The organism is [Leptolyngbya] sp. PCC 7376, assembly GCF_000316605.1.
In the GTDB taxonomy this organism is placed as follows: domain Bacteria; phylum Cyanobacteriota; class Cyanobacteriia; order Cyanobacteriales; family MRBY01; genus MRBY01.
In genome coordinates this window covers 1,394,667-1,414,582 of sequence record NC_019683.1, presented here as the reverse complement: position 1 = coordinate 1,414,582, position 19,916 = coordinate 1,394,667, and the positions used below count along the sequence as shown (strand labels likewise).

The window sequence follows — 19,916 nt, the reverse complement described above, 5'->3', positions numbered from 1 at the left end:
TTTTTCGGGCGATCTGGAATGATTAGTTAATCAGCAAATAGCCCCGATAGACCTCTTTTACAACGAGTTTATTCGCACTTGCAACATAGCGAAAATTGTAGGTACGTAGTCGATCTAATCCACCTAAAATCTCAAAGATATCAACACATTCAGTGAAATCTGTCCCTGTCCCATCGATCAAAGCACCACCTTTTTGTCTCAGAAAGGCGATCGCCCCGCACACATCCCAAAGCGACCCTTTACCCATCAAAGCAAAATCGAGTCGCGCCCGTTGACGGTTTTGAGAATCGCAACACCACAGAAGAATTGGAACAGCAGCACCCAACTGACGACGCTTGAGCACTAGCCCGTCAAACTGAACATTTTCAAAAGTACTATCGATGCCATAAAACTGAGCTTCAGATAGTTTTTTTAGTGGCTTCGCTAAAGGCTCAACATCGCCGCTATAAAAAACTTCTGCCGTATAAGGCAAAGCAATAAGACCTTCTTCGATCACACCATCTTTAATAAACCCAATCGAAATCGCCCATAACGGTATTCCAGCTTTGAAATTTGCCGTACCGTCTAAAGGATCAACAGCAAACCAAGTGCCATCTTTGGAAAGCTTATCTTCACCAACTTCTTCCGCCACAATGCCTGATTGAGGAAAATATTGCTCGATTGCTTGAAGAATTTTCTTTTGAGATCGTTTATCGACTTCAGAAACAAAGTCAAATTTATCGGCTTTCGTTTGGAAAGTAACATTGCGATCGCCAAATGCCTGCCTTTGATATTCGGCAACTTCCTCAATAGTTGGAATCAAGACATCAATCATATTGGGCATGTTGGTTTCATTTATCTCGATAAACGTTTACTGACGATTCAGATCTTGATCGAGATTGCCATTAGGTAGGGTAATCCACATCCAATTATGACGGCGATCGCCTCCTTTCGTTGAGTCAAGATTCCGGCAAAATGGTTAACACACTTAGCGCATATGTAATTTAAGACCTATGGCTGTCCTCGAAAAAGGCAACATTTCGATCCATACCGAGAATATTTTTCCGATTATCAAAAAATCTCTCTACACGGACCATGAGATCTTTTTGCGGGAGCTAATCTCCAACGCAGTCGATGCCATTAGTAAAAGAAAAATGGCAAAGCTCTCTGGCGAAAGTAGTGTTGAAGTGCCCGATGGCAAAATCATTCTCAGTGTCGATAAAGAGGCAAAAACCCTCTCTCTTACCGATAACGGCATTGGCATGACTGCCGAGGAAGTGAAAAAGTACATTAACCAAGTGGCTTTTTCCAGCGCCGAAGAATTTATCGAGAAATACGGCAGCGATGCAGATGCCCTCATTGGTCACTTCGGTTTAGGTTTCTACTCCGCATTTATGGTGGCAACCAAAGTCGAAATCGAAACTCTTTCGTGCAAGGATGGCTCCGAGGCAGTGCATTGGTCTTGCGACGGCTCCCCCGAATTTGAACTGAGTGCCAGCGAAAAAGACACCATTGGTACAACCATTACTCTCACCGTGATGGATGATGAGACTGAGTACCTTGAAGACGAGCGAATTAAGCAACTCGTCAAAACTTATTCGGACTTTATGCCCGTTTCGATCAAGTTCAATGATGAACAGATCAACAAACAACGCGCTATCTGGAAAGAATCTCCTCAAAATCTCACGGATGAAGATTACCTAGAGTTTTATCGCTATCTTTACCCCTTCCAAGAAGAGCCACTTCTCTGGGTACACCTCAACACTGACTATCCATTCATGTTGAATGGCATTTTGTATTTCCCTAAACTTCGTCCCGATGTGGACGTGACTAAGGGTCAAATCAAACTATTCTGTAACCAAGTTTTCGTGAGTGATCACTGTGAAGAGGTTATCCCCGAATTCTTGATGCCATTACGCGGCGTTGTGGATAGCACTGATATTCCTCTCAACGTTTCCCGTAGTGCTTTAACCAATCACCGTACCGTTCGTCGCATTTCTGATTACATCGCGAAGAAAGTGGGCGATCGCCTCAAGACTTTGTATCGTGACGACTATGCAGCATATGTGAAAGGCTGGGAAGACATCGGCACTTTCGTGAAATATGGCAGTATCCGCGACGAGAAATTCAAGAAGCAAGTCGAAGATATCCTCATCTATCGCACCACTTTCGAGGCAGATGATGCAAAACCCGAAGAGCCAAAGGTTGAAGTCCAGAGCGGCGACAGTGATGTTTGGGATGATGTGAATAAGGATGGCAAACTTTCCACCGAACCTCATACAACCCTTAAGGATTACCTCGAACGCAATAAAGAAAAGCACGAAAATCGCGTCTTCTATTGCACCGAGGTCAGTACCCAAGCCACTTACATCGAGCTTTATAAGAACCAAGGTGTAGAAGTTCTTTATATGGACTCCTTCATCGATACCAACTACTTCATTCCGTTTCTAGAGCGTGAATTTAGTGACGTAAAATTCTCTCGTGTTGACTCCGAGCTTGATGACAGCCTTGTCGATAACGACAAAGCGAGCGAGATTGTTGATCCTAGCACCAACAAAACCCGCGCTGATGTGATTAAAGAGGTATTTGAGAAGGCGATCGCCAAAGAAAAAGTTAACATCAAAACCCAATCTCTCAAAGGAGCTGAGAGTCAAGCGACACCGCCCGCAATGATTCTTCTCCCCGAAGCGATGCGTCGTTTACAGGAAATGACCGCGATGATGCAACAAAGTATCATGCAGTTCCCAGAAGAGCATGTTTTGATGATCAACACCGCTCACCCACTTATCGAAAATATCTATAACCTCAGCCAAGGCTCAATCATTCAAGCTGATGGCACATCTTCCAATCAAGCCACCGTCGATATGCTCTGTCAGCATGTTTACGACCTCGCATTGATTGCACAAAAAGGTTTCGATGCAGATGGCATGAAATCCTTTGTTGAGCGCTCTAACCAAGTCCTCACCAAACTCAGTGAAAAATAAAACCTAGCCAAAACCCTTGGCATAAACTTTATTGGTTCAGATAAATTCGAGGACGACAATCTTTTGAATTTATCTGAATCGTTTTTTATTTGTGGCTATGCAGCGTCAAATTTTTCATGCCAACAACCTACACATTAACTGGTAGATCCACAATAATATGAGCCCCTTCATTCGGTTGAGACAGACATCGCAAATCGCCTTGATGACTATCCACAATAATTTGACGACTAATCGACAATCCTAAACCTGTACCATCTCCCGGCATCTTTGTTGTGAAAAAAGGCTCAAACATATGTTGCATCGTCTCTTGGGTGATCCCCATACCATTATCCCCAACGGTTACTCGAACAAACGCTGGACGGGATTGAGAAGCGATGAGTTGGGTGCTAATGGTAATTTGGCCAGTCCGCTCAGTTTTGTGAATGGCATCGATCGCGTTATTTAAAATATTTAGAAAAACCTGATTAATTTGGCTAGTATGGCAAGGAATTTTTTGGAGTGCAGCATCATAGCGCTTAATCACTTGAATGGGCTGTTGCTCATGCAATCGATGTTGCAAAATAACAAGACTGCTATCTAAAGTTGCGTGGAGATCAGAGAAAACTTTTTTGTCTGGATCCTGGCGTGCCAACTTCTGCAAGTCGATTACAAGATCACGGATCCGCTCAGAACCATGCAACATCGATTCCATCACTTGCGGCAAGTCTTGACGAAGATAGTCCAGTTCGAGGGTTTCGCTTACAGCAGTAATTTTTGGATCTAGCTCGATTGTTTTTAAGACATCGAGAAAGGCCATTAAATCTTCGACATGTTCTTTGGCATGGGCAATATTCCCATAGATAAAGTTAAGAGGATTATTAATTTCATGGGCAAGACCAGCACTGAGATAACCAAGGGTTGAAAGTTTTTCAGACTGGACTAATTGTTTTTGGGTGCTCTTCAGCTTTTTCACAGTACGTTTCAGTTCTTGCGCTCGTTCTTCGGCGATCGCCTGGGCATCGAGACTAGATTGATAGAGCTGAGCTTGATAAATATCAATTGCAAAATCAGCATTTTCTTTTTCTTTTTGATACTGACTAACCGCCGCATCTAAAGCACTTAATAAAGGTTCAGACGCTGCATTGAGAATACGTTGAAGATAAACATTTTCTGTCGTTAATTCTGATGTCGAACAAGCTAATAACATTCGCCCGGCTTCGATATAATCACAAACCTGTTGATCAAGTTGGTACGGCGACTGGTAGTAAATCTTAGAAATTTCAGCAGATTGAGAACACGCCAATTTAAGGTGAGTATCCCCATGCAATAGACCTTGATGGGACTTTGCCATCAAATCCAAAATTTCTGACAATTGCTGACGTAATTCCTCCTGCAATTCTGGCGGCGCAACGACTAATCGCATACTGTACAAAGCAACCTTTTGCGACAGCATCCGTTGACGACCACTGATATTAATAACCGCAGCATTAGTTTCCCGCATTTGCTCCAATTCACCACTATAGGCGTGGTAAATCGATGCCACAGCCAAATTAACGAGGAGAGAGAGGCGAGGTTTCAGCATGTCAGCACGCGGATCATGCAAAGGATATAACAGCGGTATTTTTAGCTGAGATAGAGCAAACATGGACGTATTTTATAGGGCAGACATTTTGTAAAGGTAGATACAAAAACTGGCTTGTCTATCAAAAGAACAACATCAATCATCAAATGATTTTAAAGTATCCAACCAATACATTGAAGTATCAGAGAATACGAAAGTAATAGAGCTATGTTATGGACGCATTATTTAAATATTTTTCATTGTAATCAAGAAATTTTAATCGATAGTCAATATTATTTTCACACAAAAAAAACATCAATACTTTTCTGTGCTTTTCATCATTTTTGATATCAAAAATCAAGATAACGGTAGATTCAAAAAAATCCCAAAAATCAGTCATCAAAAAACAGATTTTAGACCTATTTTCTAACGATAGAGAAGTCAAATAGAGGCGATCGCCTCTTTCGTTTTTTTATCACTCTCTAACAAGCCAACATAATCACAAATCAATAAACTCAAATGTTATGATTTAGCAACAAGTCAAAGTTTGGCTAATTTTTATCTAGTCAAGCGATAAGCCTGACTTATTTGGCGAACATGCAAAATAATTTCCGTAATAATGCTGTTAATCCATCTGCAAACCTCAACCAACAGCAGATGAGCTACGAAATCGTTCAAGAAGCAGTGCTCTCCCTCTGGCAAGTTGTTAATGGTCTAAGTAGTATTCAGCCACCGCAACGAGACCGTTACCGCGTCACAATTTTTGGCTCTGCGAGACTGACAAAAGACGAAGCAATTTATCAGGATGTCAAACGTCTTGCGAGTGAACTGACCGACCTCGGTTGTGACATTGTTACGGGAGGTGGCCCTGGCTTAATGGAAGCGGCCAATGAAGGAAGTGTGGTCGCTGATGAAAATAATCAAACGCAATCAATCGGAATTCATATCGATTTAGAGTTTGAACAAGACATCAATCCTTTTGTGGAAGAAGTGTTTCGGCACCGTACTTTTTTCTCGCGACTGCATCATTTCGCCTTGGTCTCTGATGCGTTTGTAGTAGTACCCGGTGGCATTGGTACAACCCTTGAAGCATTTATGATTTGGCAACTGCTCCAAGTTCGTTCAATTCATTCTGTGCCCTTCATTATGGTCGGGGAGATGTGGCAAGAGCTCATTAGTTGGGCGGAGCATTCAATGGTGCCCCATATGGTTGATGCTGAAGATATCAATATTCCGGTTTGTGTCCCGACAGTGGATGAGGCGATCGCCCTCTTGAAAAATGCCCATCATACTTGGCAAAGCAATAATCACAATGGCAATAATGCTGCAATCAAAACAGAAAGAGGGACTTAGCTTTTTTCGGCGCGGTAGGTCAAAAAATGATTAAATACCCCAATTGTCTCAAAAGAGTAATGGGGAAACGGCTCTGGTAAATCAATTTCAGTTTGATAAATTCCGAAGAAAAAATAATTTTGGTAGCTTGTTTGTTTGCCGATCAGTTCTCCGAGTTGGGGCTGACTCGCATCAACGAGAGTTTTGCAATAATTTTTTAGAGCTTGGCTACTAAAGCGCCCCAAGTCAATCGGTAAATTTTCACTGGAATTTTGGCAGACATTATCTTTCAGATACTCTGCAATTTGTTCACCTGAATAGGTTTCATAGCGGGTCGGTGAAGGATTACTAAAAAAGGCGATCGCCCCCAAACCGATAACAGAGGCACCGCTGACCATCCCCAGAATTTGTGAAATTTTCATGGATTACTAGACAAAAATAAAATCTGTGGTTAACATAGATAACTGTGTCAAGGACATGGCGAGCGTAGCCAAGTGGTTAAGGCAGCGGTTTGTGGTACCGCCATTCGGGGGTTCAAGTCCCCTCGTTCGCCCTCTAATTTAATAAAATCAAAAGCAAGTTTCGCTCAGCAAAATATCCGTTTCTATTCCGGGATCAGCGGGGTTCTTTTTTGGTATTCATGCGAGATTTACACCCTAGAGAGTTAGCAATTAGTTAGCCTCTAAGATAACGAAAAAAGAATATTTGTTCCTGTATCTTTTGTTTTTATTTAAACTAGCTTTAAATAGCTGAAATAGAGATTTTCAGGCTAGTTCTCCTTCATGCCAACTGGAACGCCATGCTGCTTCTGCCTCGGCAATCGTCAAATCTTTTTTCGTCTTTTTATAATATTTTTTTAGCTGTTTCACCTTAGCCAACTGTTCTCGAATCCGGCTACGCTGGGCGATCACTTGCGGATCTCCGAATTCAAGTTCAGCAAGTTTTAGATCAATTGCAGTAACTTTGATACGGCGCTTTTTCTTCTCACCAATATCCGCTTCGATAATCAAATTTACGAGGTTATTTATTTTGGCATTGCTATTGGATGGACGCTCATTTTGTAACGCCATATCAAAGACTTTTTGAGGAATATGTTTGGGCAAAACGCCTGTTTCTTGAAAGAGGGAATTTGCTTTTTTAGAGTTGCGGCGTAATGTCTTGCGCACACGATTTTCGAACTGATGATATTCCTCAAGGAGAGCTTCAGGACTATTTTCATCGATGGGCTCTGCTTCGGGTTCGCTCTGCATCATCTCTGAAATACTCGCGGCAATACGTTCTGCTAATTGAGACAATTCAGCGCGGCGTTGAGAATCATCTTCCGTTGATTCGGATTTAGCCTGAGGGTCGTTTTGGTTGGCAACATCTGTATCAGTGTCGGCGATCGCCTCATCAATACTTTCAAAGACTTCTAATAATTCCTGTTCAACATTCTCTCCATCAGTGGCGATAATTGTTTCGCTGATGAGAATATCTTCTTCTGGTTCTTCGTCCTCTAGCTGTTCTGGTTCGGTGAGGATGCGACATAGATCTTCGTGAGTCTGTTTCGCAATCAGCCTCAAATCCTGTTGCATTTGCTGCCGTTGGTCATAGGACAGGGTAAGCAAATTGTCGGGATAAACATGGGTACAGAGCTGAAAACTCGCCAACACAAGCTGTTGTTCGATGCTCGTGCCAAGGGTTTCAAGGTAGTCTGCATAAACGCCATCGAGCTTTTGCCGCACGATGGTGACTTTGTCAGTCAGGATATTGAGATCTCGACGAATTTGCTCGATTGCTTTGACCATGCACTTTAATGTTTTGACTGGGTACTTGTGTTTGCGTGGTGAGATCGCAAGTTTATTGACTTTATTCTCTTATAGGGATGATAGAAAATGAAGGGAGGATGTTTCACCCTCAGGGTGGCGATCGCCCCACTTCTCAAAATTTTTTGACACAACTTCTCACTGTAGACCACTAACTAAACCTTTCAGGCAGAACATTTTATGGTGCTCTCACGCAAAACCAGCTCATCATCACAACCCGAGCAGAAACGTCGTTGGCAAAGATGGTTGATCGGTCTTGGCGCTGGCTCAATTATGTTAGGCGTTGGGGCGATCATTGGCTTAAAAAGTTTACAGCCTACATTAACCGAAGATTGGCAGCCAATTTATGAAGGTGTGGATTTGTTGGTGACGAAAATCCCAACAAATTTCGGCAAAGGAAAAATGATGGCAGTGCGTATCAAATGGGACACGCCGGGTCTGGAGATGAAACACCGCACGCCAGATTTTCCTTTACCTGACAATGCTTGGGAAAAATCATCGGGCGATCGCCTCTTTAAACTCGAAATCGCAGACTGGGCATTACGGCGTCATAATCCGTCAATTTTCGTCAATACGACTCGGTATACCCCGCATCAAATTTGGCGATCTTTTCCCGGTAATAGCGTTACGACCCTTGAAAGTCTCGTGATTGATGGACAAGCGAGTCACCAACATCAACATAGTTATTTACTGTGGTGGGATCAGTCTGGCAATGCCCACATGGAAATGAGTAAACCGCCAACACCCGGAATCCTCCAGTCGGCGGTTTTAGGCATTGGCGTGCAAGGTGTTTCAATTTATGGGGGACGAGCACGACCAGGTGCCATGAGTGGTTTTGCAGATCCCATTCCCCGTACTTTTATGGGGATTGATAACGAAAAAAAAGAGCTTTATTTGATTGCTTTTGAAGAAATTACTGATGCTGGCATGGTCGAAATGGCGATCGCCGCGGGTGTGCAAGATGGCGCAATGGTTGATAGCGGCGATGCAACCCACCTGCTCATCGGCAAAAACGCAAAAAATATTGCGCCCCATACCGGCATCCGAAATCGACGTCCCCTGGCAGGCTACCTGATGATTTTCGCGGAACCCACCCAATAAAAAACCGCTATCTCTCCTAAGTAAATAGAGAGAAAATAGCGGTTTCAGTTCAGTTTAGTTTTTCAGACAATGATTTGGCGATCGCCTAGTGATGAAAACTAGATGCGAATCGAACCACCATCAAAAAGCGGCACAGTCATCGAGAAGTTTTCACCATAGGTCAACTTTTGCTCCTCAAGAATTCCGATCGCAATCTGCTCGCCCATGCGAATCGACTCGATGTAATCAGAGAAGTAGTGAACACCAGCCCAATCACGACCAATCGAAATATTCGACGCAAGTTTGTTGAGTTCACCCTCCACTGTTAACTGCCCATCAACAGAAACCTTGGTCAAACAAGAACCATCTTCCGTCGGAACAAAAGCAGTGTGATCATTACCGGCGATCGTCAAAGGATGCTTGTGATCAAAGAAAGCTTTGAGAATCGTGACACAAGCGCCAGCAACAGTGGCATGACCTGCACCATAGGATGGGTGCATTGGAGATCCTTCAGCAAATGCCATAGGTAGGAGATAGTTTCTATCCCCAAGCACAGGATCAACAGTGCCATTCTTTTCAGCAACCCAGCCCAGGATTTTAGCGAGAGCAGGATCTTGAGCCATTTCCTTAACTTCAGCAACATTCAACTGTTCACAACGTGCTAAACGGGCAGCCAAAGCCTCGGGACGTAAACGACGGTGCACATTAAACTTCTGGAAGCGAACCGCTTTCAGAGCGCGAGTTGCGACTTCAGTTACCAACGACAGAATGTGAGGGCCGCCAAAATGAGCAAAGCCTTGCTGATGATCAATAAAGTCACTGCGTTGGAAAGGAATGCCGGGGTCAAACGGAATCCCATCTGCCAACAAAATTAGGCATGCATTTAGATAGGCCTCATACAGAGCATCGTAATGAACATAGGTTGCCAAATCGCGGGGGGTCGTAATGAAACGACGGGCAGGGCCTTCCACATAAGATTCTTGGCCACGGAGATCAGCGCCTTCTTGAACATCAAGCCACTCATACCATGTAGTCATGAAATCCTTATTAGGAGTTGCAAATCGTACTCGTTGGTCGATATTCACTGCTCCATAAGTGATTAAACCTTTTGCTGGTTCGCGCTCGTTGTCATTACCGTTAATACCAGAATTTCCTGCAAGTAAAAACTGGGAAATGTAAGGGCCGACATTGTCACCAGGAGTGATACCACGGAAGACTGTTTGACCAGTGAAAGAACCGCGTTTGCGACTCTTTTCAGCATCGGTTAAACATTCACAATCCTGCGATTTGAACCACTCTAGTTTATTGAGCGTTCTCAGAATTCTTTTCACGGAAGTGTCAACGCCTTGATCACCAGAACAATCATTGTGGTCAAGATCGACGGTGCCACTTTCATCCACAATTTTTGTGAAAGGGACATCGCGTAATAAAGCTTGGGCATAAACTTCGGCCATTTCTGCGGTCAGCTCAGCACTCCCCACAGCTGGAGCGGGAGGCATCGTAACAGCCTGGGCATCTGGCCCTTCTAAATCGAAGGTATTACCTGCACCTTGGCTTTCCCATGCACGGACTTTGGCATTAGCTGCACTGACTGAGCGCCAGCCACAGCCTTGACCATTTTCTTCGGTATAGCCTTTAGGGCCTAGTGGTGTGTCTTGGAAGTCACGTGGGTCGCCACTATCGATCGCCTTTACAAATTGCTGGAAATCATCAGGATTACGAATGAGTCCTGTTGTGTTGTCATGGGGCAAGCCTTTGGTATAGCTGGCAAGATAGCTGGGTTTATTACTGTCTTCTGAAACCTGTACTCGAAATTTCTGTTCATCGTCGTTAGCGATGTGGCGCGGATGAGGACGAGCTGCCGCCAATTTTGCAGCCGTCACACGAACGTTTTCTGCGTCTTGTCTTCTATATGAATTCACGAAATGTAGCCTCGTTAGAAAGAAAGTTGTCCATATTGTTCGGTAATCATAGTGTTATCGAACGTATTGTTTACTTCACCCTTACTTCAACTACATTCCGGAAATATACGCAGATTTTTTCGGCATTTCAGATTCGATTCAAATTTATTACTTAAGTAATTGCTCTTCTAGAGAACTATTTTTTCTCTCAATGACAAGACTTTGCGGCGATCACCTCCAGACTCTCAGTAGAACAATGTATCCCTCGAAAATATTGCATCAACTGACAGGTTAGACTGTAGAGTGCCGTAATTTTCTAGACCCATGCCCCAGCCGATCCAGTGGTATCCCGGACATATTGCCAAAGCCGAACGCCAACTTAAAGAACAGCTCAATCGCGTGGATGTGGTCTTAGAAGTACTCGATGCTCGTATTCCCTACGCGTCTCACCACCCTCAGTTTGATGAATGGGTACAGGATAAACCTCGTGTAATTGTTGTCAATCGACGGGACATGATTCCTAGTGAGACCCTCACCCAATGGCGAGATTGGTATCAATCGCAAAAATTACAGCCTGTTTTTACCGATGCGCAGAAAGGAAAAGGCGTAAAAGGTGTGATTAAAGCGGCTCAGATTGCAGGCAAAGCAATGAACGATCGCCGCATTTCCCGTGGCATGAAACCGCGTCCAGTTCGGGCAGTGGTCATGGGTTTACCGAATGTGGGCAAGTCTGCACTGATTAATCGTCTCGTCGGCAAAAAAGTAGTGGCTAGTGCGAGGAAAGCAGGTATCACTAAACAATTACGGTGGGTCAGAATTTCCGATCAGATCGAAATGCTCGATGCCCCCGGTGTCATTCCGTGGAAATTAGACAATCAGGAAAATGCAATAAAACTCGCCATTTGCGAAGATATCGGCGCAGCATCCTATGACAATGAATTAGTTGCCCAAGCCCTTGTGAAACTCCTAGTAGATTTAAATCTAAATCAAGTTTTAGGCGATCGCTACGAACTAGAAACAGGTGAAATGTCCGGCGAAGATTACATTATTGCCCTGGGTGAACATCGCTTTCAAAATGACAAAGAACGGGCAGCTGTGGCTTTACTCAATGATTTTCGTAAGGGAAACCTTGGTCTACTACCTTTAGAATTGCCCACCTAACCTCAGAAAAGATTTTGCGTTAGGTTAACCATTATGAAATCAGAAGTAGTGATTAGTTTTAGCAACAATGGATTTGAAGACTTTAGATAGTGCCACTATTAATCGTGTGCTCGAAATGGCATGGGAAGATCGGACAACTTTCGATGCGATTGAAATGCAGTTTGGCTTTAAAGAACAAGAAACAATTGAAATCATGCGGCGTTATATGAAGCGCTCTAGTTTTAAAATGTGGCGCAAACGAGTCACCGGTCGCAAAACAAAACATGCGAAAAAACGTGATTTTGTGAAAGGTCGTTTTCGTTGCCCAGAGCAGAAGGGTTCTTAGAGAAATAATCAAATAGCCTCGCAAAACTGGTTCAATCTTGAGGACAAACCAATGAATGAATACAACGTACTGCAAAGTTTTTGCAGTACGTTGTGGTCCTCTAAAGTTCCATTTAGTTCCCTTAACTGGATCAAAATCAACTTCTAAGACAGTTCAAAAATAGTTGCTATTAATTGGTATTTGAATCGTTTAAAACTGCTTATTTTCTGATCGCTTTCTTGGAAAATCAGGTAATGTTTGGGTCGATAAATCAAGAACTAGCAACTTGAGTTACCTAGAAAGAGAAAGTTAGTCTAAGTGTGCCAACTACTACATCAGGATTTTGAGAAGACTGATTAGGTGCAGTTAACCAAATAACACCAGGAGTTAAAGAAATATTGTCTGTCATTTGGTGGCGATAAAATGCCTCAATATGCCAAGGAATAGAATTTCCGGCAATTAAATCAGTATAATCATCTCCCAAATCTGACCCAAACCAATTACCGCCAGTGCGAAAAGGTTCAGGAACTCTTGCTTCAGTTGCGTAGGGAGATGCCCCCACTACAACACCGCCTAAGTTACCTTCTTTGAGCAAGTCAGGAAAGGCCAAAGAAATTCCGTAAGTTAAGACGTCTGCAGTACTACTACTATAGTCACCCAAACCAAAGGGTGCTGTACCACTTGAAGTATTAATCTGATTGTAGGCAAACCAAGCATTTACAGCAAACTTAGGACTTAATTCCCATAAAGTCTGCAAACCATAGGAATTAACTGAAACTTCTTGAGTCGGAACAACAGGGAAATTTGCTAAATTTGTCCCTTGATCATTGAAGAAAATAGGTAAGCTATTAAATGGAGTTTCTACGGGATGGAAACTATGGCTGTAGGTTAAACCAAAGGAAAAATTATCGGTCGGTTTAATAGTTAATTGTGCTAGAGCTGAGTATCTACCATCAAATAACCCTCCGGCAAAAGGATTACCTATATCTGGACTGCTAGGATTACTGGCATAAGTAGCTAGATAACCCGCACTAATGTTAATGCTGTCGTTGAAGTCATAGTTTAACCCGATACCTGATCCTGCAAAGTTATAAATTGCACTACGTTGTCCGAAAACGGAAAGAGAACCTGTACCTCCATTATCATCATCCCAACTACTAAATGTGCTGGGTACATAGTCGTGGTGTTCTCCTCCTGTAGCCATAATTGTTACTTCAGCTTTGTCACCGATAGGAAATTCATAGCTTAATTCGGTTATTCCGACTGAATTATCACCAGGTAAATCTGCAATATCGTTAAAGGTTTGTTGACCTTCAGAGGAAAAAGCTAAACCTCCTTGATACCCCCGTAAAGGATTAGGTGCATATTGAAATCCTCCGGGACGATTGGGATGGGGAAAATTACCGCTGGTGAGACGAGCTTTAAGTAAATCCTGACCGGTGAAACTGGTAAGAAAATCTAAACGAACTCGATTGGCAAAAACTGTTTGTTGACTGGGATTTTCTATATCAATATTGCCAGTAGGGCTAAAAATCGAGGGAAAAGTTGAGGTTGTGCTATCTCCTGTTAAAACGTCTGTTAAAGCAAAAACAACTTCTCCTTTCAGCTTGGTTGTAATGGAAAACTGGTTGTCTTCGAGGAATTCAACGCGACCTCCAACGTCGTCAACGCGTGCACTGAGGGTGCCCAATTCTGCTTCAAATTCTTGCACTAGTGCCTGTAAACGAGTGATATCTGCGGTATCAACATCAGAACCACCGCCAACAATTAAGCGTTCAATCTGTTGTACACAAGCGTTCAGACCAGCTGCAAATTCGTAACGGCTGAGGGGGCGATCACCTCGGAATGTGCTGTCAGGGTAACCAGCAATGCAGTTATATTTTTCGACAAGGTTGCGGAGTGCGTCGAAGGCCCAGTCGGAAGGGGCGATATCACGCAGTTGGAAGACGCTGTTTACTTGGCCAAGGGAGTTTTGTTGGGAGAGTAGACTGTCCTGCATTTCTAGAAAATTGGTCGGTGCGGCGCTCGCCTCTGCGTAGGGCAAAATCCCTAGGATTGATACAGTCACTGATGTTGCAATAACTTTATTAAACATTTCGGTCATGAAGATTTCCTTACACCTTAAAGTCAGTCTAGTCATTCTATAGTTAAAATGATAATCATTATCATTCCTGGAGAAAGCTTAACTGACTATGTTTGGCTAAGGCGACTAGACCCTCTGTATCGTGGTGCAGCTCTCTTTCAGCACTTAACTCTGAAAGGTATCTAAACTAAATGATCGTAGAAATGCACAAAGATTTTGGTTTTAAAAACTATTTGACAACACAGGCGATTTTCCTTCCACAATCCAGGGAAATCAAGGCCTGAGAGCGCCCTTGAAAATCACTTTGATTCTGGGATGCCACATAATTTTTTTGCTAACCAATAATGATTACGACAATCATTCTCATATATTTTTTAAACCAATGATTAAATTCGCTCAATGGTATAGAGGACTTCCTTTACAGGAAAGATTGACTCGACTGGAAAAAATCCGTACAACCAATCCCGACTTAGCGGATCGTCGTCTCCAACGTTGGCGATCGCAAAAACCTTTAGTAAATGAGCATTGTTATGCTCAGAAATTATCCCAAGAAGGATTAACAGAAAATGAATTTCTGAAGATTTTGGGCGAATCAGATGACTCTTTAGCGCAACGCTGTACCGATCCGGATTGGTTAGAAACCTTAATTAAAGACTTTGAAGTTGAAGAAATTTCTAAGGTGAAGATTGCACCAGTTGAAACCCTAACCGATGAGCGACTCAGTATAGGTTTTTTGCATTTAGTGAAACCATTATTAGATCAGGCCTTAATTCGTTTAGAGATAGGCATAGAAAAATTAGGCAACAATATTCTCTTTGGAACAGAAAATATTAAGGGAATTTTATCAGCGAAAGTTCCAGAGCAATTGCTAGCAATACTGAGTCAAACGATGGTCTTAGAGTTGAATGTAGCAAGATTAGAAGAAAGACTATTAGGAAAAACTCCGAGGGAGCGTTTAATCAGTTTTCTACACAATTTAGAGAACAAAGATGATGCTCTAGAGATACTTCAAGAATATCCGGTCTTAGCGCGACAAGTAATAATTTATCTCAAACAATGGGTAGACATAAGTTTAGAATTTTTACAACGTCTTTATCAGGATTGGGATGTCATTTGCGAGCATTTTAATCATCACTCCTCTCCCGGTACGTTAGTAAAAATACAAACAGGCGCAGGAGATACTCATAGAAAAGGACGATCAGTTTTTATTTTAGAATTTAGTTCTGGATTAAAACTGGTTTATAAACCAAGGTCTTTAGGAATAGATGAACATTTACAAGAATTGTTGCTCTGGTTAAATCAGCAAGAATTAGAGTTACCATTGCCGCTCTTAAAGATACTCAATCGAGGTGAATATGGCTGGGTAGAATTTGTAGAAGCCAAAGGTTGTAGCTGTGCAGCTGAAGTTGAGCGATTTTATCAACGCATGGGCAGTTATTTAGCCTTGATGTCAGCTTTAGAAGCAACGGATTTTCACCTCGAAAATATTATTGCCAATGGAGAAAATCCTATTCTCATTGACCTAGAAACTTTATTTCGTCCTGAATGTCTCGATCCTAATTCTCCAGAGTCTCGTTTAATAGCAAATCGCAAAATGGGTCAATCTGTTATGGGAGTAGGATTATTACCACAAAGAATAGCGGACAGAGATCACTCAGGAGGTTTTGATTCGAGCGGGTTAGGTGCAGTAGGGAGTCAAGTTTTACCTACCCGTACTCCTGAATTAGCCGGGAAAGGAACAGATAAAATGCAAGTAGAGCGGAAATTTGCGACTCTTTCTGGAAGTAAAAATGTTCCTTATTTACAGGGAAAAGAACCAGAAGTTTGGACTCATAAAGAAAATATTGAAAAAGGATTTATTGAAACTTATCGTTTATTACTTAAGCATCGAGATTTATTCCTAAACCTTTGGCTACCTAAATTTGCTAATGATGAAATCAGGGTTGTTTTGAGAGATACTAGATTATATGGATTATTGTTACAAGAAAGCTTTCACCCAGATGCTTTAAGAAATGCTCTCGACCGCGATCACCTTTTTGATCGCCTTTGGATTGATGTTCCTAATCACCCCAGTTTAAAACATGTAATTCGGTTAGAAAAAAAAGCCCTTTGGCAAGGTGATATACCTTTCTTTTATACTCAGATAAATTGTAGAGATATTTGCGGAGAAGAGGAAAAACTCAGTGATTTTTTTGACACATCAGGATTAGACCGAGTAAAACAACGATTTAAACGTTTAAGCGAAAATGATTTAGAAGAACAGCTCTGGTTTATCAGAACATCCCTAAGCAGTTTAGCCATGTCAGTGGAAACTAAACAAACAAAAGCGATAGATAAGGAGCAAGAATTTGAAAAAATTGAGAATTGGAAACAACTTCAAGATCGATTATTAGAAACAGCCGAGAAGATTGCCTCTCGCCTAGAATCATTAGCCATTCGAGATAAAAATCAAGCAAGTTGGATTGGTTTAAATTCAGCAGGAGAAAGACATTGGACAGTTAAACCTTTAGCTTGGGATTTATTTGGAGGACTTCCCGGAATCGCTCTATTTTTTGCCTATTTAGGAGAAATCACTCAAAAACAAAAATATACAAAACTGGCTAAAGATACTTTAGAAACTATCTTAATTCAAATTGACTTCGATCAAGACTTAATCGCTTCTGTCGGTGGTTTTGATGGTTGGGGTGGAATTATTCATACAATCACTCATTTAGGGACTTTATGGCAACAACCAGAATTAGATAATCGTGCTTTAGAATGGCTCAAAAAATTGCCTCCTCTCATTGCAAAAGATGAACAATTAGATATTGTCGCTGGTTCTAGTGGCTGCATTTTAGCCCTCATTAATCTCTATGATTGGGTTCAAGATGAAAATATTAAGACTGTGGCAATACAGTGTGGCGATCGCCTTTTAGAAAAAGCCATTTCCATGAAAGAAGGCATTGGATGGTCAACAATTCCCAGTCAAAGACCCTTAAGTGGTTTTTCCCATGGAGCTGCAGGAATTTCCCTAGCCTTATTAAAACTAGCTGCTTTTACAGGAGATCAACGTTATCAAGAAATAGCTTTGGAAGGATGGAAATATGAACGAAGTCTTTTTTCTGCTACCAAAAAAAATTGGCACAATAGTGAAAAAGACCAAGAAAACTTGGCAGTTACTTGGAGTTATGGTGCAACAGGAATTGGTTTAGCTCGTTTAAGTAGTCTTTCTCAGCTAAAAACCGCACAAATCAACTCGGAAATTAATATAGCAATGGAAACCACCATGGCACTAGGTTTTGGTAATAACCATTCCATATGTAGTGGTGATTTAGGTAGTTTAGAACTACTCCTACAAGGAATAAATACCTTATCTCACAAAGAACTTACCAACACTTATTATCAAAAAATCAGCCAAGTACTTAATAGCATTGAAAGACAAGGTTACGACTGTGGTGTCCCCTTAGGAGTAGAAACTTTAGGATTAATGACAGGCTTAGCTGGTATGGGTTATGAATTAATTCGTTTAGCTTTTTGCGATCGTATTCCTTCTGTATTGTTACTTGAATCTCCTGTCAATATTAAAATATGAAATACCAGGTTATCCTTCAACATAATGAAGAAGACTGTGGTGCTGCTTGTTTAGCCACTTGTGCCAAATATTACGGTCAATTTTTTTCCCTCCATCGAGTTCGGGAAGTAGCAGGAACAGGAGCGTTAGGCACTACTTTATTAAATCTTAAACAGGGAGCAAAAACCCTTTTATTTGATGCTAAGGGAGTGAAAGTTCCCCTAGAGTTAATCGATCAAGACGTCATTCCATTACCCGGTATTATTCACTGGCAAGGTGTCCACTGGGTTGTTTTATACGGCAAAAAAGGACATAAATACATCGTCGCAGATCCAGCTGTAGGTTTACGTTATTTATCCAAAGCAGAATTATTGAAAGGTTGGACTAATGGGGCGATGTTATTACTCGAACCTCGTCCTGAATTTCATCACCAACTTGACGATCGCCGTAAGATCAATAATTACCAACGTTTTTTAGCTTATTTTTCAAAAAAAAAGCGCCTTTTAGGGCAAGTTCTGTTACTTAATTTGATGATTGGGATTTTAGCTTTAACTTCACCATTTCTATTGCAAATTCTCACAGATGAAGTCTTGGTTACTCAAGATATAACACTCCTTAATGGCGTAATTATTGCTGTTTTCATCTCCAACCTATTTAGAAGTAGTTTTAGATTTATCCAGTCTTATTTAGTAACCCATTTTTCGCAAGGCTTAGAACTTAGTTTAGTGATAGAGTTCTGTCGTTCAATTTTATCCTTGCCCTTAGCCTATTATGAATCCCACCGTAGTGGGGAAGTAGCTAGCCGTTTACGAGATATTCAAGCAGTCAATCAACTTGTTTCTCAAGCTTTAATTCTGTTACCTAGTCAATTATTTATTGCTTTGATTTCTCTAATTTTAATTTTTTTATATAGCTATAACCTTCTTTTTATCACCTTTATTATTGGCATAGTTATGTGTTTGTCCACTTTGATTTTTTGGACTCAAATCAAAAGGAAAACACAAAAACTTTTAGCGTTAACAGCCGAAAATCAAGGGGTTTTGGTAGAAACTTTCAAGGGGGCACTAATCATGAAAACTAAAAATGCTACCTCCCAATTTTTAGATGAATTTCAAGCGAGATTTGGTCGGCAAGCCAAAGTTAACTTTCAACGATCACAGATTGCTATTTTTAATTCCACTTTCTCAGGCTTTATTTTACGGACTGGGGAAGCAATTCTACTTTGGTTCGGTAGTCGACTCGTTTTTCAAGGCAATTTAACTATCGGTCAATTAGTTGCCTGTAATATCATGAGCAAAAACGCCTTGAGTTTTATCACTTTAACTATTGATTTTGTTAATCAGTTGGTTTTTGTCCAATCAGCCTTAGAACGTCTTAGTGATGTTATTGATGCTACCCCTGAAGTTCAACCAAATCAAATCAAACCTAAGGTTAAATTATTGCCTGACAGTGATCTGATTTGCCATGATTTGACCTTTCATCATCCCGGTAGAGTAGAACTACTTCATAATTTTAATCTCTCTCTTTCTGGAGGGAAAGCGATCGCCTTAATCGGGGAATCCGGTTGTGGTAAAAGTACCCTCGCTAAATTAATCGCAGGTTTATATTTTCCTCAAACAGGACAAATCCGCATCGGTGATTATAACCTCAATGATTTAGCCATTGATTCCATTCGAGAGCAAATTGTTTTAATACCCCAAGAGACTCACTTTTGGAGTCGCTCCATTATTGAAAATCTTAGCCTAGGCAACTCAGCTATCGATTTTTCGACAATAGTTCAAGCTTGTAAAATTGCCCAAGCAGATGAATTTATTAGTAAACTTCCCAATCAATATCAAACTATCTTAGGAGAATTTGGAGCCAATCTTTCTGGGGGGCAAAGACAACGACTTGCCCTAGCATTAGGCATTGTTAGCAACTCGCCAATTTTGATCCTTGACGAATCTACAGCTAATCTCGATCCAGTTTGTGAAACTGAAGTGATCACTCGTCTTCTTAACCATCGTCAAGGTAAAACGACAATTTTGATTAGTCATCGTCCTCAAGTTATTACCCGTGCAGATTGGATCGTTTTCTTGGAAAGGGGAACAGTCAAACGACAAGGAACACCACAGGAACTCTTTGCCCAAACCGGTTCTCATCTTCATTTTTTGACTCCGTAACCCACTGGATAGGGAATTTCACGCCATTTTGTTAC

General features: G+C 41.6%; 13 protein-coding genes and 1 tRNA gene. 8 read left to right on the top strand and 6 right to left on the bottom strand.

The window, feature by feature from the left end:
• Positions 1 to 22: 22 nt before the first annotated feature.
• Positions 23 to 823: an inositol monophosphatase family protein gene (locus LEPTO7376_RS06360; RefSeq protein ID WP_015133389.1), complete on the bottom strand. Its 801-nt coding sequence runs from the start codon at positions 821 to 823 to the stop codon at positions 23 to 25.
• Between the two features lie 169 nt (positions 824 to 992).
• On the opposite strand from LEPTO7376_RS06360, the gene htpG reads away from it, so the two are divergent.
• Entirely contained in the window at positions 993 to 2,963 is a 1,971-nt protein-coding gene (gene htpG, locus LEPTO7376_RS06355; RefSeq protein ID WP_015133388.1) for a molecular chaperone HtpG, read from the top strand.
• Positions 2,964 to 3,090: 127 nt separating this feature from the next.
• On the opposite strand, the gene LEPTO7376_RS06350 is transcribed toward htpG, so the two are convergent.
• Positions 3,091 to 4,587: an ATP-binding protein gene (locus LEPTO7376_RS06350; protein WP_015133387.1), complete on the bottom strand. Its 1,497-nt coding sequence runs from the start codon at positions 4,585 to 4,587 to the stop codon at positions 3,091 to 3,093.
• A gap of 513 nt (positions 4,588 to 5,100) precedes the next feature.
• Between LEPTO7376_RS06350 and LEPTO7376_RS06345 the strand changes: the two genes are divergently transcribed.
• Positions 5,101 to 5,856 (top strand): LOG family protein, encoded by a 756-nt coding sequence (locus tag LEPTO7376_RS06345; RefSeq protein WP_015133385.1) that lies wholly within the window; start codon positions 5,101 to 5,103, stop codon positions 5,854 to 5,856.
• On the opposite strand, the gene LEPTO7376_RS06340 is transcribed toward LEPTO7376_RS06345, so the two are convergent.
• Positions 5,853 to 6,257 carry a DUF4359 domain-containing protein gene (locus LEPTO7376_RS06340; RefSeq protein WP_015133384.1) on the bottom strand — a complete coding sequence of 135 codons (405 nt, stop codon included), beginning with the start codon at positions 6,255 to 6,257 and terminating at the stop codon, positions 5,853 to 5,855. The two genes, LEPTO7376_RS06345 and LEPTO7376_RS06340, sit on opposite strands and share 4 nt — an antisense overlap.
• 58 nt (positions 6,258 to 6,315) lie before the next feature.
• On the opposite strand from LEPTO7376_RS06340, the gene LEPTO7376_RS06335 reads away from it, so the two are divergent.
• Positions 6,316 to 6,388, top strand: a tRNA-His gene (locus LEPTO7376_RS06335).
• 211 nt (positions 6,389 to 6,599) lie between these two features.
• Here the strand turns inward: LEPTO7376_RS06335 and LEPTO7376_RS06330 are convergent.
• A complete protein-coding gene (locus LEPTO7376_RS06330) occupies positions 6,600 to 7,622 on the bottom strand; it encodes a hypothetical protein (RefSeq protein ID WP_015133383.1) in 1,023 nt (340 codons plus the stop codon).
• A 198-nt stretch (positions 7,623 to 7,820) separates the two neighbouring features.
• Between LEPTO7376_RS06330 and LEPTO7376_RS06325 the strand changes: the two genes are divergently transcribed.
• A complete protein-coding gene (locus LEPTO7376_RS06325) occupies positions 7,821 to 8,741 on the top strand; it encodes a hypothetical protein (protein ID WP_015133382.1) in 921 nt (306 codons plus the stop codon).
• A gap of 98 nt (positions 8,742 to 8,839) precedes the next feature.
• Here the strand turns inward: LEPTO7376_RS06325 and LEPTO7376_RS06320 are convergent, their stop codons facing one another.
• Positions 8,840 to 10,603, bottom strand: a complete 1,764-nt coding sequence (locus LEPTO7376_RS06320) for a vanadium-dependent haloperoxidase (RefSeq protein ID WP_225901180.1) — start codon at positions 10,601 to 10,603, stop codon at positions 8,840 to 8,842.
• A gap of 342 nt (positions 10,604 to 10,945) precedes the next feature.
• Here LEPTO7376_RS06320 and ylqF point away from each other — a divergent pair, with 342 nt between their 5' ends.
• Both ylqF and LEPTO7376_RS06310 read left to right on the top strand, forming a co-directional pair.
• Positions 10,946 to 11,782, top strand: coding sequence for a ribosome biogenesis GTPase YlqF (gene ylqF, locus LEPTO7376_RS06315; protein WP_015133380.1), 837 nt, complete (start codon positions 10,946 to 10,948; stop codon positions 11,780 to 11,782).
• Positions 11,783 to 11,849: 67 nt separating this feature from the next.
• Entirely contained in the window at positions 11,850 to 12,107 is a 258-nt protein-coding gene (locus LEPTO7376_RS06310) for a TIGR03643 family protein (protein WP_015133379.1), read from the top strand.
• A gap of 274 nt (positions 12,108 to 12,381) precedes the next feature.
• Here the strand turns inward: LEPTO7376_RS06310 and LEPTO7376_RS06305 are convergent, their stop codons facing one another.
• Complete coding sequence (locus LEPTO7376_RS06305; RefSeq protein ID WP_015133378.1) at positions 12,382 to 14,190, bottom strand: iron uptake porin; 1,809 nt, start codon at positions 14,188 to 14,190, stop codon at positions 12,382 to 12,384.
• Positions 14,191 to 14,461: 271 nt separating this feature from the next.
• Here LEPTO7376_RS06305 and LEPTO7376_RS06300 point away from each other — a divergent pair, with 271 nt between their 5' ends.
• Positions 14,462 to 17,740: a type 2 lanthipeptide synthetase LanM family protein gene (locus tag LEPTO7376_RS06300; protein WP_160148394.1), complete on the top strand. Its 3,279-nt coding sequence runs from the start codon at positions 14,462 to 14,464 to the stop codon at positions 17,738 to 17,740.
• Positions 17,737 to 19,881 (top strand): peptidase domain-containing ABC transporter, encoded by a 2,145-nt coding sequence (locus LEPTO7376_RS06295; protein ID WP_015133376.1) that lies wholly within the window; start codon positions 17,737 to 17,739, stop codon positions 19,879 to 19,881. The genes LEPTO7376_RS06300 and LEPTO7376_RS06295 overlap by 4 nt, the downstream gene beginning before the upstream one ends.
• Positions 19,882 to 19,916: the final 35 nt, after the last annotated feature.